21 protein-coding genes are annotated in these 25855 nt (G+C 73.3%); 16 read left to right on the forward strand and 5 right to left on the reverse strand.

Going from position 1 to position 25855, the window contains the following annotated elements; all coding sequences use genetic code 11:
- Positions 1 to 70: 70 nt before the first annotated feature.
- A complete protein-coding gene (locus IE258_RS17340) occupies positions 71 to 1330 on the forward strand; it encodes a sensor histidine kinase (protein ID WP_189744476.1) in 1260 nt (419 codons plus the stop codon).
- 85 nt (positions 1331 to 1415) lie between these two features.
- Entirely contained in the window at positions 1416 to 2096 is a 681-nt protein-coding gene (locus IE258_RS17345) for a response regulator transcription factor (RefSeq protein ID WP_189744478.1), read from the forward strand.
- On the opposite strand, the gene IE258_RS17350 is transcribed toward IE258_RS17345, so the two are convergent.
- Positions 2093 to 3106, reverse strand: coding sequence for a Gfo/Idh/MocA family protein (locus tag IE258_RS17350; RefSeq protein ID WP_189744480.1), 1014 nt, complete (start codon positions 3104 to 3106; stop codon positions 2093 to 2095). The two genes, IE258_RS17345 and IE258_RS17350, sit on opposite strands and share 4 nt — an antisense overlap.
- Before the next feature lie 128 nt (positions 3107 to 3234).
- Here IE258_RS17350 and IE258_RS17355 point away from each other — a divergent pair, with 128 nt between their 5' ends.
- The 13 genes from IE258_RS17355 to IE258_RS17415 all read left to right on the forward strand — a co-directional run bounded on the left by IE258_RS17355 (position 3235) and on the right by IE258_RS17415 (position 19639).
- A complete protein-coding gene (locus tag IE258_RS17355; protein ID WP_189745018.1) occupies positions 3235 to 3972 on the forward strand; it encodes a myo-inositol degradation transcriptional regulator in 738 nt (245 codons plus the stop codon).
- A gap of 228 nt (positions 3973 to 4200) precedes the next feature.
- Positions 4201 to 5205 carry a sugar ABC transporter substrate-binding protein gene (locus IE258_RS17360; protein WP_189744482.1) on the forward strand — a complete coding sequence of 335 codons (1005 nt, stop codon included), beginning with the start codon at positions 4201 to 4203 and terminating at the stop codon, positions 5203 to 5205.
- Positions 5202 to 6242 carry an ABC transporter permease gene (locus IE258_RS17365; RefSeq protein WP_189744484.1) on the forward strand — a complete coding sequence of 347 codons (1041 nt, stop codon included), beginning with the start codon at positions 5202 to 5204 and terminating at the stop codon, positions 6240 to 6242. Before IE258_RS17360 ends, IE258_RS17365 begins: the two co-directional genes overlap by 4 nt.
- The gene (locus IE258_RS17370; RefSeq protein WP_189744486.1) at positions 6239 to 7030 is read left to right on the forward strand and encodes an ATP-binding cassette domain-containing protein; all 792 of its coding nucleotides are present in this window, start codon (positions 6239 to 6241) and stop codon (positions 7028 to 7030) included. The genes IE258_RS17365 and IE258_RS17370 overlap by 4 nt, the downstream gene beginning before the upstream one ends.
- A gap of 140 nt (positions 7031 to 7170) precedes the next feature.
- Positions 7171 to 8319 (forward strand): ROK family glucokinase, encoded by a 1149-nt coding sequence (locus tag IE258_RS17375; protein ID WP_159327574.1) that lies wholly within the window; start codon positions 7171 to 7173, stop codon positions 8317 to 8319.
- Positions 8316 to 8897: a sugar kinase gene (locus IE258_RS17380; RefSeq protein ID WP_159327575.1), complete on the forward strand. Its 582-nt coding sequence runs from the start codon at positions 8316 to 8318 to the stop codon at positions 8895 to 8897. The genes IE258_RS17375 and IE258_RS17380 overlap by 4 nt, the downstream gene beginning before the upstream one ends.
- A gap of 130 nt (positions 8898 to 9027) precedes the next feature.
- Complete coding sequence (locus IE258_RS17385; RefSeq protein ID WP_189744488.1) at positions 9028 to 12003, forward strand: SCO1167/SCO6262 family helicase; 2976 nt, start codon at positions 9028 to 9030, stop codon at positions 12001 to 12003.
- Entirely contained in the window at positions 12000 to 14642 is a 2643-nt protein-coding gene (locus IE258_RS41220) for an SWIM zinc finger family protein (protein WP_229892169.1), read from the forward strand. Before IE258_RS17385 ends, IE258_RS41220 begins: the two co-directional genes overlap by 4 nt.
- Positions 14643 to 14787: 145 nt before the next feature.
- Positions 14788 to 15954 carry an NAD(P)/FAD-dependent oxidoreductase gene (locus IE258_RS17395; RefSeq protein ID WP_189744490.1) on the forward strand — a complete coding sequence of 389 codons (1167 nt, stop codon included), beginning with the start codon at positions 14788 to 14790 and terminating at the stop codon, positions 15952 to 15954.
- Complete coding sequence (locus tag IE258_RS17400; RefSeq protein WP_087806375.1) at positions 15951 to 16205, forward strand: (2Fe-2S)-binding protein; 255 nt, start codon at positions 15951 to 15953, stop codon at positions 16203 to 16205. Before IE258_RS17395 ends, IE258_RS17400 begins: the two co-directional genes overlap by 4 nt.
- On the forward strand, positions 16198 to 17742 hold the full coding sequence (locus IE258_RS17405; RefSeq protein WP_189744492.1) for an FAD/NAD(P)-dependent oxidoreductase: 1545 nt from the start codon (positions 16198 to 16200) through the stop codon (positions 17740 to 17742). The genes IE258_RS17400 and IE258_RS17405 overlap by 8 nt, the downstream gene beginning before the upstream one ends.
- Positions 17739 to 18635 carry a dihydrodipicolinate synthase family protein gene (locus IE258_RS17410; protein WP_189744494.1) on the forward strand — a complete coding sequence of 299 codons (897 nt, stop codon included), beginning with the start codon at positions 17739 to 17741 and terminating at the stop codon, positions 18633 to 18635. Before IE258_RS17405 ends, IE258_RS17410 begins: the two co-directional genes overlap by 4 nt.
- A 2-nt stretch (positions 18636 to 18637) precedes the next feature.
- Positions 18638 to 19639, forward strand: coding sequence for a proline racemase family protein (locus tag IE258_RS17415; RefSeq protein WP_189744496.1), 1002 nt, complete (start codon positions 18638 to 18640; stop codon positions 19637 to 19639).
- Here the strand turns inward: IE258_RS17415 and IE258_RS17420 are convergent.
- Complete coding sequence (locus tag IE258_RS17420; RefSeq protein ID WP_189744498.1) at positions 19615 to 20328, reverse strand: GntR family transcriptional regulator; 714 nt, start codon at positions 20326 to 20328, stop codon at positions 19615 to 19617. The genes IE258_RS17415 and IE258_RS17420 overlap by 25 nt on opposite strands.
- A 170-nt stretch (positions 20329 to 20498) precedes the next feature.
- On the opposite strand from IE258_RS17420, the gene IE258_RS17425 reads away from it, so the two are divergent.
- Positions 20499 to 22334, forward strand: coding sequence for an ABC transporter ATP-binding protein (locus IE258_RS17425; RefSeq protein ID WP_189744500.1), 1836 nt, complete (start codon positions 20499 to 20501; stop codon positions 22332 to 22334).
- A 40-nt stretch (positions 22335 to 22374) separates the two neighbouring features.
- On the opposite strand, the gene IE258_RS17430 is transcribed toward IE258_RS17425, so the two are convergent.
- From IE258_RS17430 to IE258_RS17440, 3 genes are all read right to left on the reverse strand, one after another.
- Positions 22375 to 24201, reverse strand: coding sequence for a glycoside hydrolase family 3 protein (locus IE258_RS17430; RefSeq protein WP_189744502.1), 1827 nt, complete (start codon positions 24199 to 24201; stop codon positions 22375 to 22377).
- 120 nt (positions 24202 to 24321) lie between these two features.
- Complete coding sequence (locus IE258_RS17435) at positions 24322 to 24801, reverse strand: thioesterase family protein (RefSeq protein ID WP_189744504.1); 480 nt, start codon at positions 24799 to 24801, stop codon at positions 24322 to 24324.
- On the reverse strand, positions 24798 to 25844 hold the full coding sequence (locus IE258_RS17440) for a 3-hydroxyacyl-CoA dehydrogenase NAD-binding domain-containing protein (RefSeq protein WP_189744506.1): 1047 nt from the start codon (positions 25842 to 25844) through the stop codon (positions 24798 to 24800). The genes IE258_RS17435 and IE258_RS17440 overlap by 4 nt, the downstream gene beginning before the upstream one ends.
- Positions 25845 to 25855 lie beyond the last annotated feature (11 nt).

Here is a 25855-nt window from a genome sequence, read left to right on the forward strand (position 1 = left end):
TCGCCGGTCGTGCGACTTTGGTCGGCGATCCCCCTCGCCCGGCCGTGCCGGCTCCCGCCCCTGCGTAGATTTGTCGACTGTGAACAGTGACGAGCGGGCCACGGTGCCCCCGGCCTTCGCCAAGCGGCGCTGGGTCCTGCCGGCGGCGCTGGTGGAGGACCTCTACCCGGAGCCCCGGCGGTCCGGCGGCCGGCCCCGGCGCACCGCACGCGACTGGGTCGTCGACTTCGCCTGCTTCCTGCTCGCGGTCACCATCGGCCTGCTGGCCGCCGACGCGCTGGACCAGGAGCCGGACCTCTCACCCGCCATGGCCGTCGCGGACCAGCTGATCGGCGCCCTGGCCTGCGCCGCCGTCTGGCTCCGGCGGCGCTGGCCGGTCGGCCTGGCCGTGGCCATGGTGCCCGTCTCCCTGGTCTCGGCCACCGCGGGCGGCGCCGTCCTCGCCGCCCTGTTCACGCTCGCCGTGCACCGGCCCTTCCGGTACGTGGCCTGGATCGGCGGCGCGAGTCTCGCCGTGACGCCCCTGTACTACTGGATGCGCCCGGAGCCCGGGCTGCCCTTCCTCGCCTCCCTCGCCATCGGCTTCCTGCTCGCCGTCACGGTCCTCGGCTGGGGCCTGCTCGTCCGCTCCAAGCGCCAGCTCCTGCTCAGCCTGCGCGACCGCGCCCGGCACGCCGAGGCCGAGGCACGGCTGCGGGCCGAACAGGCGCAGCGGCTGGCCCGGGAGGCCATCGCCCGCGAGATGCACGACGTCCTCGCCCACCGGCTGACGCTGCTCAGCGTGCACGCGGGCGCCCTGGAATTCCGGCCCGGCGCACCCCGGGAGGAGGTCGCGCGGGCGGCGGGCGTCATCCGGGAGAGCGCGCACGAGGCCCTCCAGGACCTGCGGCAGATCATCGGCGTCCTGCGGGCGGCGGACTCCGACGACGCCGGCCGCCCCCAGCCGACGCTCGCGGCACTCGATGCGCTGGTCGCCGAGTCCCGTGCGGCCGGCATGAAGGTCACCCTCGCGGACCGCGTGCCCGACCCCGGCGCGGTCCCCGCCGCCGTCGGCCGCACCGCGTACCGCATCGCCCAGGAGGCGCTGACCAACGCGCGCAAGCACGCCCCCGGCACCGAGGTCACCGTCTCGGTCACCGGGGCGCCGGGCGCCGGACTCGCCCTGTCGGTGCGCAACGCCCCGCCCCGGGGCGAGGTGCCCCACGTGCCCGGTTCCGGCCAGGGCCTGATCGGGCTGACCGAGCGGGCCACGCTGGCGGGCGGCACCCTGGAACACGGCCCGACCCCCGACGGCGGCTTCGAGGTACGGGCGAGGCTGCCGTGGCGCTGAGCCGACGGCCCGGTGCCGAGGGCGGCCGGGGGCCGTCACCCCGGGGGCGAACTCGGCCCTCCCCGGCCGTGATTACCTATGCCCCATGACCGCGATCAGACTGCTCCTCGTCGACGACGACCCGCTCGTACGGGCCGGACTGTCCCTCATGCTGGGCGGCGCGGACGACGTGGAGATCGTCGGTGAGGCCGCCGACGGCGACGAGGTCGGGGCGCTCGTCGACCGCACCCGCCCGGACGTCGTCCTCATGGACATCCGGATGCCGGTGGTGGACGGCCTCACGGCGACCGAGCGGCTGCGGGGGCGGGCGGACGCGCCCCAGGTCGTCGTGCTCACCACCTTCCACGCGGACGAACAGGTGCTGCGCGCCCTGCGGGCCGGTGCCGCCGGCTTCGTCCTCAAGGACACCCCTCCCGCCGAGATCCTCGACGCGGTGCGCAGGGTCGCCGCCGGAGACCCCGTCCTGTCGCCCGCCGTCACCCGGCGACTGATGGAGCAGGCGGCCGGCACCGCCCCCGACGCGAGGCGCACACGCGCGCGTGCCCGCGTGGACACCCTCAACGACCGCGAGCGCGAGGTCGCAGTCGCGGTCGGCCGCGGCATGGCCAACGCCGACATCGCGACCCACCTCTACATGAGCGTCGCCACGGTCAAGGCCCACGTCTCCCGCATCCTGGCCAAGCTCGATCTCGACAACCGGGTCCAGATCGCCCTGCTGACGTACGACGCGGGGCTCCTGGACGACTACCAGGACGACACTCCCTAGGGGACCAGCTCCTCGGGGACCTCCGCCAGCCGTACGGGTCTGCGTTCGCGGCGGGAGATGTCGCAGGCCTCCGCGATCCGCAGGGCCTGCAGCGCCTCGCGCCCGTCGCAGGGGTTGGCCCGCTCACCCCGTACCACCTGCACGAACGTGTTCAGCTCGGCCTCGTAGGCGGGCCCGAAGCGCTCCACGAAGCCGGTCCAGGGCTTGTCCGCGGCCGGTGGCCCGGTCGGCTCGGTGGACGCGATCGGCGTACGGTCGTCCAGGCCCACGACGATCTGGTCCAGCTCCCCGGCCAGCTCCATGCGGACGTCGTACCCCGCCCCGTTCAGCCGCGTCGCCGTCGCCGTCGCCAGCGTGCCGTCGTCCAGCGTGAGCAGCGCCGCACCGGTGTCCACGTCGTCCGCCGCCCGGAACATCGGCGGACCGGCGTCGGACCCGGCGGCGTACGCGTCGACGACCTCCCGCCCGGTCACCCAGCGCAGGACGTCGAAGTCGTGGATGAGCGTGTCCCGGTAGAGCCCGCCGGACTGCGGCAGGTACTCGGCCGGCGGCGGCGCCTGGTCGCTCGTCACCGCCCGTACGGTGTGCAGCCGGCCGAGCCGCCCGGACCGCACCGCCTCCCGGGCCCCCGCGTAGCCGGTGTCGAAGCGGCGCTGGAAGCCCATCTGGAGGATCGTCCCGGCGGCCTCCACCTCGGCGATCGCCTGTAACGTGCCGGGCAGGTCGAGGGCGATGGGCTTCTCGCAGAACACCGGCAGGCCCGAGCGGGCCGCCCGGCCGATCAGCTCCGCGTGGGCGGGCGTCGCCGTGGTGATCACCACCGCGTCCACGCCCCACTGGAAGATCTCGTCCACTCCCGGTGCCGCCGTCTCGCCCAGCCGGTGGGCCAGGTCCTGGGCCCGGGTGAGGTCGGCGTCCGTGAGGATCAGGGATCCGACGTCGCGGTGGCGGCTGAGCGTGTTGGCGTGAACGGTGCCGATGCGGCCCGTTCCGATGACCCCGATGCGCATGGAATCAAAGTGGGCTCACAGCCGCTCCCTGTCAATGCGTATGTCCGGACAATCGAACTACACAACTTCCCGTCATCTGCGCACGGAGCTACGCTCGGCCCGTGCCGAAACCAGAAGTGGACCCCACCGTGTCGCTGGACCTCAGCGTGGATCGCAGCAGCCCCGTGCCGCTGTACTTCCAGCTGTCGCAGCAGCTGGAGGCGGCGATCGAGCACGGCGCGCTGACCCCCGGCAGCCTGCTGGGCAACGAGATCGAGCTGGCCGCGCGGCTCGGTCTGTCCCGGCCCACCGTCCGCCAGGCCATCCAGTCGCTCGTCGACAAGGGCCTGCTCGTGCGTCGCCGCGGCGTCGGCACCCAGGTCGTGCACAGCAAGGTCCGGCGCCCCCTGGAACTCAGCTCACTCTTCGACGACCTCGAGGCGGCGGGCCAGCGCCCGGCCACGAAGGTCCTGGTCAACACGGTCGTACCGGCCCCCGCGGAGATCGCCGCCGCGCTCGGCGTGGCCGAGGACAGCGAAGTGCACCGCATCGAGCGGCTGCGGCTGACGCACGGGGAACCGATGGCGTACCTGTGCAACTACCTGCCGCCCGGCCTCGTCGACCTGGACACCGGGCAGCTGGAGGCCACCGGCCTCTACCGGCTGATGCGCGCCGCCGGGATCACCCTGCACAGCGCCCGGCAGTCCATCGGCGCCCGCGCCGCCACCACGAGCGAGGCCGAGCGGCTCGGCGAGGACGCGGGCGCCCCGCTGCTCACGATGGAGCGCACCACCTTCGACGACACGGGACGCGCGGTCGAGTTCGGCACCCACACCTACCGGCCGTCCCGCTACTCCTTCGAGTTCCAGCTGCTCGTGCGGCCCTGAGCGGCCACGTTCGCAGGCTGCTCCCGTCTCAAGCGGGCGGCTCCCGTCGGTGGCTCCCGCCGTGCGGGTTCGTCGCAATGTCCGGACAATGTGACCCTCGGCCGATCCCCGGAGGCAAAGGCTCCGCTTGTGTGTCGGACAATGGGGCGTTTGGGGTCTCCAGAACCCGGCCGGGGCTGAGACAGGCCCCGCACGCACAGCACGGCACAGCAAGAAGGGCACGGCCTCGTGGCACGGTTTCGGACATGGGTGGGCATCGCGCTGGCAGGGGCACTCTCGGTGTCCCTGGCCGGCTGCAGCAGCACCGGCGGCAAGCGCGCCGAGGACGCCCGCAAGGCCGCGTCGGCCGAGGGCAGGGCGGCGGTGAACACCCCCCGCTGGACCTTCGCGATGGTCACCCACTCGGGCGACGGCGACACCTTCTGGGACATCGTCCAGAGCGGCGCCGAGCAGGCGGCGGTCAAGGACAACATCAAGTTCCTGTACTCCCACGACGACGAGGCGCAGCAGCAGGCCCAGCTGGTGAACGCGGCCATCGACAAAAAGGTCGACGGCATCATCGTCACGCTCGCCAAGCCCGACGCGATGAAGTCCGCCCTCGCCCGCGCGCACAAGGCGGGCATCCCCGTGATCACGGTGAACTCCGGCTCCGAGGAGTCCAAGGAGTTCGGCGCCCTCACCCACGTCGGCCAGGACGAGACCATCGCGGGCGAGGCCGTGGGCGAGGAGCTGAACGAGCGGGGCCGCAAGCAGGCGATCTGCGTGCTCCACGAGCAGGGCAACGTCGGCCACGAGCAGCGCTGCGACGGCGTCGAGAAGACCTTCGACGGCAAGGTCCAGCGGCTCTACGTCAACGGCACCAGCATGCCGGACGTGCAGTCCGCCATCGAGGCCAAGCTCCAGACCGACAAGTCCGTCGACGCCGTGGTCACCCTCGGCGCCCCCTACGCCGACACCGCCGTCAAGGCCAAGCAGGGCGCCGGCAGCAAGGCCGAGATCGACACCTTCGACCTCAACGCCAAGGTGGCCGCCGGACTGGCGGACGGCACCCTCGGCTTCGCCGTCGACCAGCAGCCCTACCTCCAGGGCTACGAGGCCGTCGACCTGCTGTGGCTGTACAAGTACAACGCCGACGTCCTCGGCGGCGGCCGTCCGGTGCTCACCGGGCCGCAGATCATCACCAAGGACGACGCCGCCGCGCTGGCCGACTACACGAAGCGGGGCACGCGATGAACGCCACGCAGGTGAAGACGGCTGACGAAAGGATTCTGCAGACCTCTCCGCTGCGGAAACTCCTCGGCCGCCCCGAGCTGGGCTCCGTCGTCGGCGCGATCGCCGTCTTCGTCTTCTTCGCGTTCTTCGCCGACAGCTTCCTGCGCGCCTCCAGCCTCAGCACGGTGCTCTACGCCGCCTCCACGATCGGCATCATGGCCGTCCCGGTGGCGCTGCTGATGATCGGCGGCGAGTTCGACCTGTCCGCGGGCGTCATGGTCACCTCCTCGGCGCTGGTGTCGTCGATGTTCAGCTACCAGATGACCGCCAACGTCTGGGTCGGCGTCGTCGTGTCGCTGCTGGTCACCCTGGCGATCGGCGCCTTCAACGGCTTCATGCTCACCCGCACCAAACTGCCCAGCTTCATCATCACGCTCGGCACGTTCCTCATGCTGACCGGCCTGAACCTGGGCTTCACCAAGCTCATCGACGGCACCGTCTCCACCAAGTCGATCGCCGACATGGAGGGCTTCCCCTCCGCCCAGGACGTCTTCGCCTCCACGATCACGATCGGCGGCGTCGGTTTCAAGGTGACCATCCTGTGGTGGCTCGCCCTGGTCGCCGTCGCCAGCTGGATCCTGCTGCGCACCCGCGCGGGCAACTGGATCTTCGCGGTCGGCGGCAACAAGGACGCCGCCCGCGCGGTGGGCGTCCCGGTCACCAGGACCAAGATCGGCCTCTACATGGGCGTGGGCCTCGGCGCCTGGATCTCGGGCCAGCACCTGCTCTTCTCCTACGACGTCGTCCAGTCCGGCGAGGGCGTCGGCAACGAGCTGATCTACATCATCGCGGCCGTCATCGGCGGCTGCCTGATCACCGGCGGCTACGGCAGCGCCGTCGGCTCGGCGGTCGGCGCGTTCATCTTCGGCATGACCAGCAAGGGCATCGTCTTCGCCGAGTGGAACCCGGACTGGTTCAAGTTCTTCCTCGGAGCGATGCTGCTCCTCGCGACCCTGCTCAACGCCTGGGTCCGCAAGCGCGCGGAGGCCACCAAGTGACGCAGACCGAAGACCGTACGGCGCTCGTCGAGCTGTCCGGCGTCAGCAAGAACTACGGCAACGTACGCGCCCTCGAAGGCGTGTCCCTGGAGGTCCACGCCGGGGAGATCACCTGCGTCCTGGGCGACAACGGGGCGGGCAAGTCCACCCTCATCAAGATCATCGCCGGGTTGCACCAGCACGACGGCGGCACGCTGAGCCTGGACGGCGAGGAGACCCGCCTCGCCTCCCCGCGCGAGGCACTGGACCGCGGCATCGCCACCGTCTACCAGGACCTGGCCGTCGTCCCCCTCATGCCGGTCTGGCGCAACTTCTTCCTCGGCTCAGAGCCGCGCAAGGGCGTCGCCCCGTTCAAGCGCATGGACGTCGACCACATGCGCCGCACCACCCACGCGGAACTGCTGCGCATGGGCATCGACCTGCGCGACGTCGACCAGCCCATCGGCACCCTCTCCGGCGGCGAGCGCCAGTGCGTGGCCATCGCCCGCGCCGTGTACTTCGGCGCGAAGGTGCTGGTGCTCGACGAACCGACGGCGGCACTGGGGGTGAAGCAGTCGGGTGTGGTCCTCAAATATGTGGCGGCGGCACGTGACCAGGGCCTGGGTGTCGTGCTCATCACCCACAACCCACACCACGCGTACCTGGTGGGCGACCGGTTCGTCCTGCTGAAGCGGGGCACGATGGTCGCCAATCAGACGCGTGGCGAAGTGACGCTGGACGAGCTGACCCAGCAGATGGCCGGTGGAACAGAGCTGGACGATCTACGCCATGAACTGGAACGCAGGTAAGGGGCGCGGGGCTGTGTCGATTTGCGGCTCCGCCGCGCGGGCGCGACCAGCCACGACGCACTGGCACTCGGCAACGAACCGCTCCACCCACCCCCTGCCCATTCGGCACCCAGCGTGAGCGTGCGGCACAATCGCACCCGATGAGCACCTACCGCGACTTCACCGCCCCCATCGGCTCCCGCCGCGCCCCGGTCCTGCGCACCGTGGGCACCAGGGAACGCCGCTCGCACCTCACGGCACCGCGCGTGCCCACGGTCGGCATCGACATCGGCGGCACGAAGGTCATGGCGGGCGTGGTCGACGCCGACGGCAACATCCTGGAGAAGCTCCGCACGGAGACCCCGGACAAGTCCAAGAGCCCCAAGGTCGTCGAGGACACGATCGTCGAGCTGGTCCTGGACCTCTCCGACCGGCACGACGTGCACGCCGTCGGCATCGGCGCGGCCGGCTGGGTCGACGCCGACCGCAACCGCGTCCTGTTCGCCCCCCACCTGTCCTGGCGCAACGAACCGCTGCGCGACCGCATCGCCGGCCGCCTCGCCGTACCCGTCCTGGTGGACAACGACGCCAACACCGCCGCCTGGGCCGAGTGGCGCTTCGGCGCGGGCCGCGGTGAGGACCACCTCGTCATGATCACGCTCGGTACCGGCATCGGGGGCGCGATCCTGGAGGACGGCCAGGTCAAGCGCGGCAAGTACGGGGTCGCCGGGGAGTTCGGCCACATGCAGGTCGTGCCGGGCGGCCACCGCTGCCCGTGCGGCAACCGCGGCTGCTGGGAGCAGTACAGCTCGGGGAACGCCCTGGTCAGGGAGGCCCGCGAGCTGGCCGCCGCCGACTCGCCGGTGGCGTACGGGATCATCGAGCACGTCAAGGGCAGCATCGGCGACATCAGCGGCCCGATGATCACCGAGCTGGCCCGCGAGGGCGACGCCATGTGCGTCGAGCTGCTCCAGGACATCGGGCAGTGGCTCGGCGTCGGCATCGCGAACCTCGCCGCGGCCCTCGACCCGTCCTGCTTCGTCATCGGCGGTGGCGTCAGCGCCGCCGACGACCTGCTGATCGGCCCCGCGCGCGACGCCTTCAAGCGCCAGCTCACGGGCCGCGGCTACCGCCCCGAGGCCCGTATCGTCCGCGCCCAGCTCGGCCCCGAGGCCGGTATGGTGGGCGCCGCCGACCTGGCCCGGCTGGTCGCCCGCCGGTTCCGCCGGGCCAAGCGGCGCCGCGTGGAGCGGTACGAGCGCTACGAGCGGTACGCCGAGGCCCGCCGTGAGTCCCGGGAGTCGCTGTGACGGAGTCCCTGCCCCACCAGCCCGGCCCCCCGGAGCCGACCGGTCCGGCGGCGGAGGGCCGTCGGCACATGATCCGGCGGCGCGCGCTCACCCTGATCACCATCGTGCTGCTCATCGGCGTCCCGGCCGGCTACCTCGCGATCTCCGCGAGCCAGAGCCGCGACAGCGGCAGGGACAAGGAGGCGAAGTACGCGGCGACCGGCATGACCCAGGGCTGGCCCTCCAAGCTGCAGCGCCGCATCTACGAGGTGCCCGTCCCGGTCCCGTCCGAAGAGGTCGCGTACTACGAGACGAACAACTGGAAGACCAGTCGGCTCTACGTCCAGTTCGAGACCACCGGTGCCGGTCTCGACGTCTTCCTGGCGGGCCTCGGCGTCGACCGGGACGCGCTGAAGAAGGACCGGATCGCGATCAGCGACCGCGCCCAGCGGGTCACCGGCTGGGAGTTCGGCGGGTCCGGCTCCTGGTGGGGCGTCGTCAACGAGCAGGAGAACCCCGCGCCGACCCAGGACGTCGTCGTGAACATGGAAAATCCGGACTACCCGATGGTGTACGTCGTCTCCCACACGGTTCCGTAGCGTCCGGCGGTCCGGATCAGGCGGCCCGGGGCCCAGGACCCGGCGGCAGGCCGCCGGAGCCGATTGTCAGACCCCGCCCGTAGAGTCGAAGACATCTGATCGGGCAGACGGGCGGGAGGTGACAGGACGTATGGCCGACGTGGCGGTTACGGAGGCAGGGCGGGCCGGGGCGCCGACGGCGTCCGTCCCCGTCCGGCTGGCGGCCGTCTTCCTGCCCGCGCCGCTTCCGCGCGAGGGGCGGATCGCCTTCTGGGACGCCGACGGCGGGCCGGTCGACGCCGCCCTCCTCGGACATGGGTCCACGGACGTCTCCCCAGGAACCGACGCGTCGGTCGAGGACGCGGGGGGAGCCGTCGCCGGGGAGGCGGACGGCGACCGGTCCGGCGGGCCGATCGAGCTGACCGTGGTGCGGCGGCACGGCGCCGGGGTGCGGCGCGGGACCGCGCCCGCACTGTCGCTGCCGCTCGCCGAGGCGCTGCCACTGCTGGTGCGCGCCCGGCACGACCCGGCCGCCCACCCGGCCACCGCCTGCTGGGGCGCGGCGGCCCTGCACGCCCTGCGCCTCACCGCGCGCGGCCGGCTGCTGCCCGGCCTGACCGCGACCGGCCACGACGCCTGGCGGGCCGGACCGCTCGACCCCGACGACATCGCACACCTGCGGGCCGTGGCCGCCGCCCTGCCCCCGGAAGGCCACGCGGTCCCGCTCGACGGCCCGGGGCCGATCAGGCTGCCGGAGCCGGAAGCACTGGTCCGCGCGTTCCTGGACGCGGTCGCCGACACCCTGCCCCGTACCCCCGCCGCCCCGCACGCCACGGGCCGGCCGTTCGCCGCACGCGGGGCCCAGCGCCTGCCCGACGCCCACGACTGGGCCGCGGAGGTCGCCGCCGGCATGGACGCGGGCGTGCGGATCTCGCTCCGCCTGGACCTGTCGGCGTACGACCTGTTCGACCGGGAGGAGGCCGGCCGCCCAGGAGACGAGGGAGGCGGTGCCGGGGGCGTGCGCAACGCCGGAGCGGCCGTCGTCCAGGTGCACAGCCTCGCCGACCCCACCCTCGTCGCCGACGCGGCGGACCTGTGGTCGGGGGCGGCCGACGCGGCGTTCGGAGCCCGCGCGCGCGTGGACGCCGCCCTGGCGGTGCGGCGCGCGGCCCGGGTCTGGCCGCCGCTGGACCGGCTCACCGAGCAGGACGTGCCCGACGTGCTCGCCCTGTCCGAGGAGGAGGTCACCGACCTGCTCGGGGTGGCGGCCGGGCGGCTCGCCGCCGCCGGGGTCGCCGTGCACTGGCCCCGGGACCTGGCCCAGGACCTCACGGCGACCGCGGTGATCAGGACAGCGCCCGGTTCGGCGACCGACGGCACCGGCTTCTTCGAGAGCGAGGACCTGCTCCAGTTCCGCTGGCAGCTCGCGATCGGTGGCGACCCGCTCACCGAGGCCGAGATGGACACCCTTGCCGAGGCCCACCGCCCCGTCGTCCGGCTCCGCGACCGGTGGGTACTGGTCGACCCGGCGCTCGTCCGCCGGGCCCGCAAACGCGATCTCGGCCTGCTCGACCCGGTCGACGCCCTGTCCGTCGCCCTCACCGGCACCGCGGAGTCCGACGGCGAGACGGTCGACGTGGTGCCCGTCGGCGCGCTGGCCGCCCTGCGCGACCGGCTCACGGCAGGCGTGCGCCCCGCCGAACCGCCGCCCGGCCTGCACGCCACCCTGCGTGACTACCAGCTGCGCGGTCTCGCCTGGCTGGACCTCATGACCTCGCTCGGCCTCGGCGGCTGCCTCGCCGACGACATGGGCCTCGGCAAGACCGTCACCGTCATCGCCCTGCACCTGAAGCGGTCCCGCACCGAACCGACCCTGGTGGTCTGCCCGGCCTCCCTGCTGGGCAACTGGCAGCGGGAGATCGAGCGCTTCGCGCCCGGCGTCCCGGTCCGCCGCTTCCACGGCGCCGACCGCACCCTCGACGACCTGAGCGGCGGCTTCGTCCTCACCACCTACGGCACCATGCGGTCCGCCGCCACGACCCTGGCCGAGCAGCCCTGGGGCATGGTCGTCGCGGACGAGGCGCAGCACGTGAAGAACCCGTACTCGGCGACGGCGAAGGCCCTGCGCACCATCCCGTCCCCGGCGCGGGTGGCCCTGACCGGCACACCCGTGGAGAACAACCTCTCCGAGCTGTGGGCCCTGCTCGACTGGACCACGCCCGGGCTGCTCGGCCCCCTGAAGTCCTTCCGCGCCCGGCACGCGCGCGCGGTGGAGAACGGCGAGGACGACCAGGCGGTGGAGCGCCTCGCCCGGCTGATCCGCCCCTTCCTGCTGCGCCGCAGGAAGTCCGACCCGGGCATCGTCCCCGAGCTGCCGCCGAAGACCGAGACGGACCACCCGGTCCCGCTCACCCGGGAGCAGGCCGCGCTGTACGAGGCGGTGGTGCGCGAGTCGATGCTCGCCATCGAGGAGGCCGAGGGCATGGGCCGCCGCGGACTCGTCCTCAAGCTGCTGACCTCGCTGAAGCAGATCTGCGACCACCCCGCGCTGTTCCTGAAGGAGGAGCACCCGCCGGGCGGCGCCGACCGGATGACCGCCCGCTCGGGCAAACTGGCGCTGCTCGACGAGCTGTTGGACACGGTGCTCGCGGAGGACGGCTCGGCCCTGGTCTTCACGCAGTACGTCGGCATGGCCCGCCTCATCACCGCGCACCTGACCGCCCGCGCGGTCCCGGTCGACCTGCTGCACGGGGGCACGCCGGTGCCGGAGCGCGAGCGGATGGTGGACCGCTTCCAGAGTGGCGCGACCCCCGTCCTCGTCCTGTCCCTGAAGGCCGCCGGCACCGGCCTCAACCTCACCCGCGCCGGCCACGTCGTGCACTTCGACCGCTGGTGGAACCCGGCGGTGGAGGAACAGGCCACCGACCGGGCGTACCGGATCGGGCAGACCCAGCCGGTCCAGGTCCACCGGCTCATCACCGAGGGCACGGTCGAGGACCGCATCGCCGAGATGCTCCAGTCCAAGCGGGCCCTGGCCGACGCGATCCTCGGCTCCGGGGAGTCGGCCCTCACCGAACTGACGGCCCGTGAGCTGTCCGACCTGGTGTCCCTGCGGAGGCCGTCATGACCCCCCGGCCCGCCGACGAGGCCCGTCGCGCCCTGCGGGAGGCACGCGGGCGGGGCGAACCTACGAGCGAGGACGGCGAGTGCGGGGCGACATCGCCGCCCCGGTCGCCGTCGCCGTCGGCGCCGTCGTTGTCCCCCGCCCCGGCCGAGGCGCGGGGGGAGGGAGCCTCGGGCCGGACGCCGGGCGAACCCACCCCGTCACGCCCCGGGGACATCGCCCGTGCCGCACTGCGCAGCGCACGCGGAGCCTCGGGGGAACCGGTCGCCCCGGACGCCTCGACAGACCGAGCCGACCCGACGGGCTCGGACGATCCGGGGCCCGGCGGGGAGCCGACAGCTCCCGGTGAGCAGACCGGCCGGACCGACGACACGACCGAACCGGGCAGCCCCGACGGGGCGTCACTCCCCGGCTCCGCGGGCGCGCGGGGCGCCCGTCCGGCGGACGGGGCACGCGAGGCGTTGCGGGCGGCGCGTCGGCAGGCGAAGGCGGACGCGGCGTCCGAGGGCGGGTCCGCCAACGGCGCGGCCCCCGCGCGGCGTTCGTCCCGCTCGGCCGGTGGTCAGCGGCGGCCGCACGGTCCGGGCACCGCCGACGCCCGCGCCCGTGCCGTACGGGAGTTCGCCGCGGGCGCCTTCCGGCTGCCCCCGGAGGCGGACCCGGCCGAGGAGGCCCCGCCCGCCGGGAAGTTGGCCGGTGACTCCGCCACTGAGGGCCCTGCCTCCGAGGGCCGGGCGGTCGCGCTCCCGGAGCCGGGTTCGTCGTCCGGCGCCGACCGTGCCGCGGCTCGTGCCCTTCGAGGCTTCGCCGCGGGCGCGTTCCGGGTGCCGCCGGAGGAGGCCCCGCCCGCCGGGGAATCGGCCGATGGTTCGGTCGCCGAGGGCTCTGCCACCGAGGACCGGCGGGCCGCGCGCCCGGAGCCGGACCCGTCGCCCGGCGCCGACCACACCGTCGGAGCCCCCGGAGCCGACCACAGCGCCGTAGTCGCCGGTGCCGACCACAGAGCCGTATCCGCCGGCACCTCCCACACTGCCGGCACCGACCACGCTGCTGGCACCTCCCACACTGCCGGCGCCGACCACGCCGCTGGCGCCCCCCACGCTGCCGGAGCCCCCGGCGCCGATCACGCTGCCGGAGCAGCCGGCGCCGACCACACCGTCGGAGCCCCCCGCGCCGACCACGCCGCCGGAGTCGTCGGCGCCAGTCGTGTCGCCGGAGGCGCCTCCGTCTCCTCCCAGGACGGTTACGCGGCGCGTTCGGGAGGGGCGGGGGCCGACGGGGAGGGGGCACGGCGTTCGCAGCGGCAGCCGTCGGCGCTGCGCGGCCGGGACGTCTCCGCGTCGGCCGCGCAACCCCGCGCACCCCGCTCGATGGCGGCCCCGGACCGCGACGGTGACCTTCGGCGGACCTTCGCCGCGCTGCCGCCCCGGGAGGCCGCCGACGAGGGCTTCGCCGGGACCTGGTGGGGAAACGCGTGGGTGACGGCGCTGGAGGAAGGCGCCCTGGACGCCGCCCGGCTGGAGCGCGGCCGCGGATACGCGGAGCGGGGACACGTCGACGCCATCACCGTGACGCCCGGGCTGGTCCTCGCCTACGTGCAGGGCAGCCGCGCCCGGCCGTACCGGGTCCAGGTCCGGCTGCGGACGCTCGGCGACGCCGACTGGGACCGGTTCCTGGACGCCGCCGTCGAACGGCCCGGACACATCGCCGCCCTGCTCGACAAGGAACTTCCGCACTCCCTGGCCGATTTGGCCGACCACGGCGTCCCGCTGCTCCCCGGCCCGGGCGACCTCACCCCGCAGTGCAGCTGCCCCGACTCGGGCCACCCCTGCAAGCACGCCGCCGCCCTCTGCTACCAGACGGCACGTCTGCTCGACGCCGACCCCTTCGTCCTGCTCCTGCTGCGCGGCCGGGGCGAGCGCGCGCTGCTCGACGCCCTGTCCCGGCGGAACGCGACGCGCGCGGCCCGTGCGGCCCAGGATCGCGGGCCGGCTCCGCTGCCCGGCGTCCGGGCCGGTGAGGCGCTGACCCCGCGCGCCCTGCCGCCCCTCCCGCCGCCGCTGCCCGCGCCCCCGCACCCCGAGCAGCCGCCGGCCTACCCGGCCGCGCCGGGCGGCCCCGACCCGTTCGCGCTGGACCAGTTGGCCACCGACGCGGCCGCCCGCGCACACGCCCTGCTCACCACCGGGCGGGACCCGGTCGGCGGACTGACGCTGTGGCAGGACGCCGTCCGGCTCGCCGCGGCGCGCCCCGGCTCCGGGCTCACCGCGGGCACCCGCGCGCTCTACGCGTCCCTCGCCTCGGCCGCCGGGCGCGACACGGCGGAGCTGGCGCGGGCCGTCGCCGCCTGGCGGCAGGGCGGACCGGAGGGCCTCGACGTTCTGGAGGAGCCCTGGGACCCGCCGGCCGGGCGTTTCGACCGCGCCCGCCCCCTGCTGCTCGCCGCCGACCTCCCCGCCTTCCGCCCCTGGCGCAACCGCCTCACCCACCCCCGCGGCCATGTCCAGCTCAGACTCGGCCGTGTGGGGCTCTGGTACGCGTACGAGTCGGAGCCCGGCCGCGAGGACTGGTGGCCGCGCGGCACGCCCGACCTCGACCCGGTCGGCGCCCTGACCGGCCTCGGTACCCGAGTCGACCTCTGACCCTCTCCACCACCCTCTCCACCCTCTCCGACCGCCCGGGTGCGAAGTCGGCGAAGTGGGCGTTGTCTTCCGCCTGCCGGATGTATAGCCTCACCCATGGCATGTGACATTGCACAGTGCGGTGCGTGCGCGCGAGGAGGAGTCGTTGACCCGGAAAGTCGTCGTCGTGGGCGCGGGAGTCGTCGGAGCCGCATGCGCCTTCCACGCCGCCTCGGCGGGCCTGGACGTCACGGTCACCGACCGTGGACCCGTCGGCGCCGGGACGACGAGCCGCGGAGAGGGCAACGTCCTCCTCTCCGACAAGGAACCCGGCCCCGAACTCGCCCTGGCCCGCCTGAGCCGCACCCTGTGGGACGAGGCCGGACAGGAGTTGGGCCCCGACACCCTCGAACTCGAGGCCAAGGGCGGCCTGGTCGTGGCGAGCGGCGCCGAGAACCTCGCGGCGCTCCAGGAGTTCGCTGCCCGGCAGGAGGCGGCCGGCGTCCGCGTCGAGCGGGTCGACCGGGTGCGGGACCTCGAACCCCACCTCGCCCCCGACATTCCCGGCGGTGTCCACTACCCGCAGGACGCACAGGTGCAGCCGGTGCTGGCGGCGGCCGCGCTGCTGCGAGCCGCCCTGCGGCGCGGCGCGCGCTTCCACCCGGGTGAGGTGGCCGGGGCGGTGACCGGCCGGGACGGCCGCGTCACCGGTGTCCGGACGGCCGCCGGTGACGTGCTGCCAGCCGACGCCGTCGTCAACGCCGCCGGGACCTGGGGCGGTGAGGTCGGCCGACGGCTCGGCGCTCCCGTCGAGGTGCTGCCGCGCCGCGGCTTCGTCCTGGTGACGGAACCGCTGCCGCCGATGGTCCGGCACAAGGTCTACTCCGCCGACTACGTGGCCAACGTCGCCTCCTCCGACGCCGGACTGGAGACCTCGTGCGTCGTGGAGGGCACCCGCGGCGGCACCGTCCTCATCGGCGCCAGCCGGGAACGCGTCGGCTTCGACACCACGATGAACACCGCCGTGGTCGCCAGGCTCGCGGCCCAGGCGTGCCGGCTCTTCCCCTTCCTGCGCGGGGTCCACCTGATGCGCGCCTACCGCGGGTTCCGGCCGTACTGCCCGGACCACCTGCCGGTGGTGGGCCCCGACCCGCGCGTGCCGGGCGTCGTCCACGCGTGCGGGCACGAGGGAGCGGGCGTCGGACTGGCCCCCGCAACGGGCGCGCTCGTCACCGCCCACCTGCTCGGCCGGCCCTGGCGCGGTGCCGACCCGGCCGCCCACACCGGCCTTCTCCCGGACCGTTTCCTCACCCCCGGAGGTGTGCCCCAGTGACCGAGATGATCGTCGACGGCCGGCCCCTGCCGTTCGTCGAGGGACAGACCGTCGCCGCGGCCCTCGTGGCCACGGGCCGCCTCGCCTGGCGCACCACCCGCGTCGGACACCGCCCGCGTGGCGTCTTCTGCGGCATCGGCGTCTGCTTCGACTGCCTCGTCACCGTCGACGGAGCCCCCGGGCAGCGCGCCTGCCTGGTGCCGGCCCGGCCGGGCATGACCGTCACGACCGGGGAGGGCGACGATGACTGACCCCGCGGACCTGATCGTCGTCGGCGCGGGCCCGGCCGGCCTGGCCGCCGCCGCCACCGCGCTGGCCGGTGGACTGCGCGTCGTACTGCTGGACTCGGGAACCGCCCTCGGCGGTCAGTACTGGCGCCACCCGCCCGAGCACGCCCGAGCGGCCGTACCGACCGACGACCTGCACCACGGACTGGACCGGTACCGCGCCCTGTGCAAGGCGCTGGCCCAACACCGGACGTCGGGCCGGCTCGACCTGCGCCTGGAACACCACGTGTGGTCCGCCGTCCGCGACGGCGACGGGTTCGCCGTCCACGCCGTCGACCGCCACGAGGCACCGCGGGAGACCGCCGTCGTCGTGCGGGCGCCGAGACTCCTCGTCGCCACCGGCGCCTACGACCGCCAACTGCCCTTCCCGGGATGGGACCTGCCCGGGGTGCTGACCATCGGCGGACTGCAGGCGCTGCTCAAGGGCGGCGGAGTGGCGGCAGGAAGCCGCGTGGCGCTGGGCGGCACCGGCCCGTTCCTGCTGCCGGTCGCCGCCGGCCTCGCGGCGCGCGGCGTCGAGGTCGTCGAGGTGTGCGAGGCGGCCCACCCGCGGGCGTGGCTGCGACACCCCGGCCCGCTGCTGCGCAACCCCGGCAAGTGGGCCGAGGGCGCCGGATACGCCGCCGCACTCGTACGCCACCGCGTCCCCCTCCGCCCGCGCGCCGCGATCGTCGCCGCGGAGGGCGGCGAACGCGTGACGGCGGTACGGATCGCCTCGCTGGCGCCGGACGGCAGCCCGCGCCCGGGCACGGAACGGCGCGTCGAGGTCGACGCCGTCGGCGTCGGCTGGGGTTTCGCGCCCCAGCTGGACCTGCTCGTGCCGCTCGGCTGCGCCCTCACCGACGGGGTCGACGGCAACGCGGTGGTCGCGGTCGACGAGGGCATGCGCACCACCGTCCCCGGCCTCTACACCGCGGGGGAGACGTGCGGAGTGGGCGGGGCGGCGCTCGCCGTGAACGAGGGCCGGCTGGCCGCGGCGTCCGTCCTCGCCGACTCCCGCGCCACTCGCGTACCGGCCGACAAGCACCTGGCCGCCCTGCGTTCGGCGGTGGCCCGACAGCGTGCCTTCGCCCGGGCCATGGCGCTGGCCCACCCGCTGCCGCCCGCATGGTCCTCGTGGCTGACCGACGAGACCGTCGTGTGCCGCTGCGAGGAAGTGACCGCCGGGGCGATCCGGAGCGCCCGCGCCGACGGCGCACACGACCACCGGCAGGTCAAGCAGCTGACCCGGGCCGGTATGGGCTGGTGCCAGGGCCGGATGTGCGGACCCGCCGTGCACTGTCTCACGGCGCGGCGGGGGGCCTACGAGCCCGCGGAACGGCTCGTCGCGACGCCCGTCACCCTCGGGGCGCTCGCCGACCTCGACGAAGCACCGGCCGGCACCACATGCACGGCCGACACCGCATGCACTGCCGTCACCGCATGCACCGCAGGCACCACAGGCACCGTGTGCACCCAGGCGTCGACGGACAACGGTGAAACCGACAAGGAGTGTTCATGAGCGAGACCCGCAAGCCCTGGCACGGCGTCATCGTCGCGACCGGCCTGCCGTTCAACGACGACCTCTCGGTCGACTTCGCGGCCTACGGCGAGAGCGTCGCCCACCTGGCCGAGCAGGGGATGCACGGCGTCGCACCGAACGGGTCGCTGGGCGAGTACCAGACCCTCACGTACGAGGAGCGCGACCGCGTCGTCGAGACCGCCGTCGCGAACGCACCCGAGGGGTTCACCGTCATGCCGGGCGTCGGCGCGTACGGCGGCCGCGAGGCCGAGCGGCACGCCAGGTTCGCCAAGGACGCGGGCTGCCAGGCCGTCATGTGCCTGCCGCCCAACGCCTACCGCGCCGACGACCGCGCGGTGCTCGACCACTTCGAACGGGTGGCGTCGGCGGGCCTGCCCGTCACCGCGTACAACAACCCCATCGACACCAAGGTGGACCTGCGTCCCGACCTGCTGGCCAAGCTGCACGCCGAGGGGTTCATCGTCGGGGTCAAGGAGTTCTCCGGCGACGTCCGGCGCTGCTACGAGATCTCCGAGCTGGCCCCCGGCCTCGACCTCATGATCGGCACCGACGACACCGTCCTCGAGGTCGCCCTCGCCGGTGCCAAGGGCTGGGTCGCCGGGTATCCGCAGGTCTTTCCCCGGGCCTGCCTCGCGCTGTACGAGGCATCCGTCCGGGGCGACCTGGAGACCGCGCTGCCGCTCTACCGCCGACTCCACCCGGTACTGCGGTGGGACAGCAAGACGGAGTTCGTCCAGGCCATCAAGCTCGGCCAGGAGATGACCGGCCGCCGCGGCGGTGTCTGCCGCCCGCCGCGACAGCCGCTGGCTCCCGAGACGGAGGCCGTCGTGCGCGCCGCCACCCAGGCCCTGATCGACGCGGGGGTGAACTGACGATGCGCTCGACGGTCTGCTACCACGCCGTCGACTCGCACACCGAGGGCATGCCCACCCGCGTCGTCACGGGCGGGGTGGGCGTCCTCCCCGGCGCGACGATGTTCGAGAAGCGGCAGCGGTTCGTCGCCGAACGCGATCACCTGCGCACCCTCCTCATGTGCGAACCGCGCGGACACGCCTCGATGTCCGGGGCCATCCTCCAGCCGCCCACCCGGCCCGACGCCGACTACGGCGTCCTGTTCATCGAGGTCTCCGGCTGCCTGCCGATGTGCGGGCACGGCACCATCGGGGTCGCGACGGTCCTCGTCGAGACCGGCATGGTCGAGGTGACCGAGCCGGAGACCCTGGTACGGCTCGACACCCCGGCGGGACTGGTCACGGCCCGGGTGCGGGTGCGCGAGGGCCACGCGGAGTCGGTGACCCTGGAGAACGTCGCCTCGTACTGCCACGCACTCGACCAGGCCGTCGACGTCCCCGGCTACGGGGAAGTGCGCTACGACATCGCCTACGGCGGCAACTTCTACGCCTTCGTCCGCACCGACGACCTCGGCATCCCCTTCGAGCGGGCGCACAAGCAGCGGCTGCTCGGCGCCGGGCTGGCCGTCATGGACGCGATCAACAAGCAGAACCCGGTGTCCCACCCGGAGAATCCGGCGATCGACGTGTGCCACCACGTCTACCTCGAGGCCCCCGGATCGACCGCGGAGCACTCACGGCACGCCATGGCCATCCACCCGGGATGGTTCGACAGGTCGCCCTGCGGCACCGGCACCAGTGCCCGGATGGCGCAGCTGCACGCCCGCGGTCTGCTCCCGGCCGGTCAGGACTTCGTCAACGAGTCCTTCATCGGCTCCCGGTTCGTCGGCCGGGTCCTGGGGGAGACGACGGTCGGAGACCGCCCGGCCGTCCTGCCGTCCGTCACCGGCCGCGCCTGGATCACCGGCACCGCGCAGTACCTGCTCGACCCCTCCGATCCCTACCCGGCGGGTTTCACCCTCTGAGCCGTGCCGGACACGTCCTCGGAGTCCGCCCCGCCGTCCGCCCACAGCGTGCGGACGTGGGTGAGGTGCCGGCGCATGCACTCCTCGGCCTCGCGCGTCCGGCCGGCCACCATCAGGTCCAGCAGCTCGACGTGCTCCTGCGCGGACGCGACCAGCCGCCCGGTCTCGTTCAGGGAGCCCAGACCGAACAGGCGTGAACGCTTGCGCAGGTCGGCCACCACCGCCACGAGATGGTGGTTGCCGGCCAGCGCCAGCAGTTCGAGATGGAACCGGTGGTCGGCCTCGAGGTACTTGAGGACGTCGTGCTCACGCGCCGCGGTGACGATCTGCTCCGCCAGCGGACGCAGTGCCTCCAACTGCCCGGCGGTCGCCGTCGCGGTGACGCGTCCCACGGTGGGAACCTCGATCAGGGTACGGATCTCGGTGAACTCGTCGAGGTCCCGCTCGGTCATCTCGGTGATCCGGAAACCCTTGTTGCGCACCGCCTCGACCAGGCCCTCCCTGGCCAGGTCCAGCATCGCCTCGCGCACCGGAGTGGCGGAGACGCCCAGTTCCGCGGCGAGGGTGGGGGCGGAGTAGACGACGCCCGGCCGCAGGTCACCGGCGATGAGGGCGGCCCGCAGCGCGTCGGCGACCTGGTCGCGCAGATGTGTCTGGACGGAGATCGCCTGCGAAGAGAGGTGCGGCATCCGTGCTCCTGCGTCCGTCCAGCCAACGACCCCTCACTATACAATGTCACGTTGCGTAGGCCGTCCGGGTTGACTCCACGATGTCCGGTTATCGACGGTGCGCGGTAATTGCCTGGACCGTGACCCCTGTCCGACGGGAGACTTCCCGCTTCCGAACCTCCGGGAGTGTGATGGGGACAACACAGACGCCAGGGCCGGCGCCGGGCAGGAGCGCGGTCGTCCTGGCGCTGCGCCACTACGGCCGGGAACTGCTGCGACTACGACGACTGGCCCTGCCCGCGCTGCTGCTGCCGGCCGTGGGCAACATCGGCATCCGCTACGTCGCCCCCCTGCTGATCGCCAAGTTGGCCGGGCAGGCCGCCGACGGCGACGGTCTCGCCCTCGGCCCGGCGCTGCCGTACGTGCTGGGCTTCGGTGTGACGCTGCTGCTCGCCGAGGCGCTCTGGCGGATCGGGCAGCACTGCCTGAACCGGGTGGACGCCCTCGGCATGGAGCACCTGTACGTGAGCGGCATGGACGAACTCCTCGCCAAGGACGCCGCGTTCTTCCACGACAACTTCGCCGGGTCACTCACCAAGCGGGTGCTCAGCTACGGCAAGCGCTTCGAGGACTTCGTCGACACCCTGACGTACCGGATCGTGGGAAGCCTCGTCCCCCTGGTCTTCGGTGCCGTGGTGCTGTGGAGCTACGAACCGATGCTCGTCGTCGGTCTGTTCGTGATGATCGCGCTGACGGTGGTGGCCGCGACACCGCTGATCCGGCGCAGACAACGGCTCGTCAACGAACGGGAGGCCGCGATCGCCCGGGTGTCCGGCCATGTCGCCGACAGCCTCATGAACATGGAGACCATCCGGGCCTTCGCGGCCGAACGGCGCGAGGCCGGCGAGCACCGCAGCCGGGTCGCGGACTCCCGGCGCCTGACACTGAAGTCGTGGGACTACGGCAACCTGCGTGTCGACACCCTGATCGCGCCCATGTCCGTACTGACCAACGTGCTCGGTCTGCTGGTCGCCCTCGCCTTCGGCGGTCCCGGCCAGGGAGTGGAGGAGGTCGTCGTCGCCTTCACCTACTACTCCAACGCCACCCAGATCATGTTCGAGTTCAACCAGATCTACCGGCGGCTGGAAAGCTCGATGACCGAGGCGGCCCAGTTCACGGAGCTGCTGCTCGACCCGCCCACCGTGCTCGACGCCGACGTGCCCGAACCCCTCGCCCCGCGGGACACCGGCATCCGCTTCGAGGCGGTGACCTTCGCCCACACCGGTGCGAAGCCGATCTTCCAGGGACTCGACCTCGACGTGCCCACGGGCGCCCGGATCGGCCTGGTCGGCAGGTCGGGCGGCGGCAAGACCACGCTCACCCGGCTCCTGCTGCGGATGTCCGACCTCGACCGGGGACGCATCCTGATCGGCGGTCAGGACATCAGCCGGCTGCGCCAGTCCGACCTGCGCTCACTGATCGCCTACGTCCCGCAGGAACCCGCCATGTTCCACCGCAGCCTGCGGGACAACATCGCCTTCGCCCGGCCGGGCGCCACCGACGAGGAGATCCACGCGGCCGCCGAGGCCGCGCACGTCACGGAGTTCGCCGGTCAACTCCCCGACGGCTTCGGCACACTGGTCGGTGAGAGAGGCGTGAAGCTGTCCGGCGGGCAGCGCCAGCGCGTCGCACTCGCCCGAGCGCTCCTGCGCGACGCCCCGGTGCTGCTGCTCGACGAGGCGACCAGCGCGCTGGACTCGGAGAGCGAACTCCTGGTCCAGGACGCCCTGTGGCGGTTGATGGACGGCCGCACGGCCCTGGTGGTCGCCCACCGGCTGAGCACCGTCGCCGGCATGGACCGGCTCGTCGTCCTCGACCGCGGACGCGTCGTCGAGCAGGGCAGCCACCAGGAACTGCTCGCGACGGACGGTGCCTACGCCAGGCTGTGGCAGCACCAGTCCGGCGGCTTCCTCGGCGAGAGCACCGGGGCCGAGTCGGAGCCGGCCCTGGAGCGCCCGGTCGCCTGACGGGCCCGCGGTCACGGACGTGACGGAGCGGGCGACCGCGTCAGTCGTCGTACGACAGGCCGTGCCCGGAGGGGAAGAGGACCCTTGCCGGGTCGTCGGCCCGCTGGACGGGCACGGGCAGTCTGCCGCGCGGATCGACCCGGCCGGCGATCACCCGGGCGGCGGCGCGCAGTTCGACCTCGGTCCAGCAGTAGGAGGCCAGTGAGGCCGGGACGTCGCCGAGGTGGGCGATGTCGTAGGGGTTGCGCACCGCGAGGTGGACGACGGGGACGCCCGTCGCGACCAGCCGCGACACCAGGGTGCGCTGGGCGCTGGTGGCGCCGACGTTGTCGGTGGTGACGACCACCGCGTCCCGGCCCCGTGCGGCGGCCACGGCCTCGTCGATCTTCGCGGCGTCGGGCTCCCGGCCGGTGGCCAGGTGGGTGGTGCCGTAGCCCAGCTCCTCGAACGCCCGGGCCAGCTCGGGCACCGTGGTGCGGGTGTCGTCGGTCGGGAAGGCCGGGCTGGCGCCGGTCACGAGCAGCTTGCGCTGCCTGCGACGCAGCGGGAGCGCCTCGTCCTCGTTGACCAGCAGGGTCGTGGTGCGCTCGGCGATCCGGGCGGCGGCGAGCCGGTGCACGCGGGCGCCGACGACCCGGTCGACCTCCCTGCGGGAGGTGTAGGGGCTGTCATCGAGCAGGCCGACCTTGTCCTTGAGGCGCAGGATGCGCAGGACCGACTCGTCGAGCCGGTCCTCGGTGATCTCGCCGCCGCGCACGGCGGCCAGGACGCCGTTGTAGGCGACGCCGATGTCCGGCGGGAAGAGAAGCTGGTCGGCGCCGGCCTTGAGGGCGAGGACGGGCACGCGGTCGTCGCCGTACTTGGTGCGCACGCCCTGCATGTTGAGGGCGTCGGTGACGATGACGCCGTCGAAGCCGAGTTCGTCGCGCAGCACGCCGTGGAGGATCGCGGGCGACAGGGTGGCCGGGTCGTTGCTCGGGTCGAGCGCGGGGACCTGGAGGTGCGCGGTCATGATCGAGTCGACGCCGGCGGCGATCGCGGCCCTGAAGGGCGGGGCGTCGATGCGCTCCCACTCCTCGCGGGTGTGGGTGATCACCGGCAGTCCGGTGTGGCTGTCCTGTCCGGTGTCCCCGTGGCCCGGGAAGTGCTTGGCGCAGGCCACCACGCCGGCCCGCTGATAGCCCGTCACCTGGGCCGCCACCATGCGGCCGACCTCGCGGGCGTCGGCGCCGAAGGAACGGACGTTGATGATGGGGTTGGCCGGATTGACGTTGACGTCGGCGACCGGGGCGAAGTTCTGCCGGATGCCCAGGGCGGCGAGTTCGGTGCCCGAGATCAGCCCGGCGGTGCGCGCGTCGGACAGCGAGCGGCCCGCGCCGAGCGCCATCGCGCCCGGCAACTGGGTGGCGCCGCTGCCGATGCGGACGTTGACCCCGTGTTCCTGGTCGATGGAGATCAGGGAGGGAACGGGGGTGGGCAGGGCCAGCGAGGCCCGCTGCACACCGTCCGACAGGTCCGCGATCTGGCGCGGGTCGTGGATGTTGTTCGTCCAGCCGGAGAAGTAGATGACACCGCCGATGTGGTACTTGGCGATCAGCTCGGCCACGGTGCGGACGCCGAGTTCCCTGAGGTTGCGCTCCTGGTCGAACTCGCTGGGAGAAGTCGCCGACGCGCCGTAGAAGTACGGGACGAACAGCTGGCCGATCTTCGCCTCGATGCTCATCCTGGAGATGATCTTCTTGAGGCGGTGGTCGCGCCCGTGCGCGGCCGCGGGGGTGGCCGTCACCCCCACGGCGCCCACCGTGCTCGCGGCGACCACGGTCGCGGAGGCGAGAACGGTCCGTCTGGACAGACTCCGGTCCTGCATGCGGACATGCTCCTTCCAGCCTTGCTCGTCAAGGGAGTTGAAGGAAACTTGAAGGACTCCGAACAGCGGGAAACGTAGCCTGCGCGTCACGGGCGGGCAAGAGGTCTAGACAAAATAGGTCTAGGCCACGGCGGGAATCGAGCGGCCCGCCCAGTCCGGGGCCGGTTCGGTCAGCTCCGCGAGGCGACGCCGTACCGCGTCCGGGAACCCGGCGGCCCGGCCCGTCCCCCGGTCGACGTGGACCCCGAGCAGCTCCGTCGTCGCCACCGGGACCGCGTCGGGCGCCGGCTCCGACTCCGGTGCGGACACCACGTACATCTCGTGCGTGAAGCGCACCTTGCGTGCCGCCGCGCCCAACACCCGGGTACGGACGGCCAGATGGGAGTCCCCGGGCACTTCACGCAGGAAGCGGACGTGGGACTCCACCGTGTAGAGGGAGCAGCCCGTGGACTCGCGGTAAGCGGAGTCCAGACCCGTCCCGCCCATCATCTCGTCCGTGGCGTGGCCGAAGACGAGGACGTAGAAGGCCTCGCTCATATGGCCGTTGTAGTCGATCCACTCCGGACGGACCGTGCTGCGGAACAGCGGAAGCGCCGTCATCGGGAGCCCTCCTGGCGGTCCAGGCGGCCCGTCGCGCGCAGCACGTCGACGACACCGCGGTCGCGCTCGGCCACCAGGTCCGCGAGGGAACGACCGTCCGCCGCCTCGTCGCAGCCCGCGACCACGGCGTCGTACAACGCCTTGTCCAGCTCCGGCGCTTCCAGGCGCGTCCACGGCGACTTCAGCGACGGTCCGAAGTGGTCCAGCATGTGCGCCATACCGCCCTCGCCGCCGGCCAGCGCGAAGGTCAGCATCGGTCCCATCACCGCCCAGCGCAGCCCGGGGCCCTCGGTGATCGACCGGTCGATGTCCCGGACCGTCGCCTCGCCGCTCGCGACCATGTGCAGCGCCTCGCGCCACAGCGCCTCCTGGAGGCGGTTGGCGATGAAGCCGGGCACCTCGCCGTCCATCGTGATGACGGACTTGCCCGCGACCTCGTAGAAGCGGGAGGCCCAGGCGACCGCCGCCGCGTCGGTGCGCTTGCCGCCGACGACCTCGACGAGCGGGATGAGGTAGGGCGGGTTGAACGGATGGCCGACGACCAGGCGCGACGGGTCCGCGGCCGTCGTCTGCATGTCGGTCATCGGATAGCCGGAGGTGGACGAGGCTATGACGACGCCGGGGGGTGTCGCCGCGTCCAGACGGGCCAGCAGATCACGCTTGAGGTCGAGCTTCTCGGGCGCGCTCTCCTGGACGAACTCGGCGTCCGTGACGGCCTGTTCGAGGGTGTCGGTGACGGTGAGCCGGTCGGTCGACGCGCCCTCGGCGAGACCGAGCGAGGTGAGCGTCGGCCATGCCGCGTCGACCAGGCGGCGCAGCTTCCGTCCGGCGTCGGGGGCCGGGTCCCAGGCGGTCACGTCGTAGCCGCGGGCCAGGAAGTGGGCGACCCAGCCGCCGCCGATCACTCCGGCACCGACGCAGGCGACACGGCGGACGTGCTCGGGCGAGGCCCGCTCGAGGGGGGTCGACTCGGGCGACGTCGTTACGGGCGACGTCGTTACGTGCGGGGTCGTTTCGGGCGAGGTCGTCTCGGGTGTGTTCATGGGAGGGATCC

Origin of the sequence: Streptomyces tendae (assembly GCF_014650435.1) — a bacterium.
In the GTDB taxonomy this organism is placed as follows: Bacteria; Actinomycetota; Actinomycetes; order Streptomycetales; family Streptomycetaceae; genus Streptomyces; species Streptomyces tendae.

Bases quoted from the DNA above. Each gene is read 5' to 3' on its own strand.
- IE258_RS17435 (WP_189744504.1), bottom strand. From the start codon at position 24,801: ATGACGGCGCTTCCGCTGTTCCGCAGCACGGTCCGTCCGGAGTGGATC.
- IE258_RS17350 (WP_189744480.1), bottom strand. From the start codon at position 3,106: ATGCGCATCGGGGTCATCGGAACGGGCCGCATCGGCACCGTTCACGCC.
- IE258_RS17440 (WP_189744506.1), bottom strand. From the start codon at position 25,844: ATGAACACACCCGAGACGACCTCGCCCGAAACGACCCCGCACGTAACG.
- IE258_RS17365 (WP_189744484.1), top strand. From the start codon at position 5,202: ATGAACGCCACGCAGGTGAAGACGGCTGACGAAAGGATTCTGCAGACC.
- IE258_RS17405 (WP_189744492.1), top strand. From the start codon at position 16,198: ATGACTGACCCCGCGGACCTGATCGTCGTCGGCGCGGGCCCGGCCGGC.
- IE258_RS17385 (WP_189744488.1), top strand. From the start codon at position 9,028: ATGGCCGACGTGGCGGTTACGGAGGCAGGGCGGGCCGGGGCGCCGACG.
- IE258_RS17430 (WP_189744502.1), bottom strand. From the start codon at position 24,201: ATGCAGGACCGGAGTCTGTCCAGACGGACCGTTCTCGCCTCCGCGACC.
- IE258_RS17425 (WP_189744500.1), top strand. From the start codon at position 20,499: ATGGGGACAACACAGACGCCAGGGCCGGCGCCGGGCAGGAGCGCGGTC.
- IE258_RS17410 (WP_189744494.1), top strand. From the start codon at position 17,739: ATGAGCGAGACCCGCAAGCCCTGGCACGGCGTCATCGTCGCGACCGGC.
- IE258_RS17415 (WP_189744496.1), top strand. From the start codon at position 18,638: ATGCGCTCGACGGTCTGCTACCACGCCGTCGACTCGCACACCGAGGGC.
- IE258_RS41220 (WP_229892169.1), top strand. From the start codon at position 12,000: ATGACCCCCCGGCCCGCCGACGAGGCCCGTCGCGCCCTGCGGGAGGCA.
- IE258_RS17420 (WP_189744498.1), bottom strand. From the start codon at position 20,328: ATGCCGCACCTCTCTTCGCAGGCGATCTCCGTCCAGACACATCTGCGC.
- IE258_RS17375 (WP_159327574.1), top strand. From the start codon at position 7,171: ATGAGCACCTACCGCGACTTCACCGCCCCCATCGGCTCCCGCCGCGCC.
- IE258_RS17345 (WP_189744478.1), top strand. From the start codon at position 1,416: ATGACCGCGATCAGACTGCTCCTCGTCGACGACGACCCGCTCGTACGG.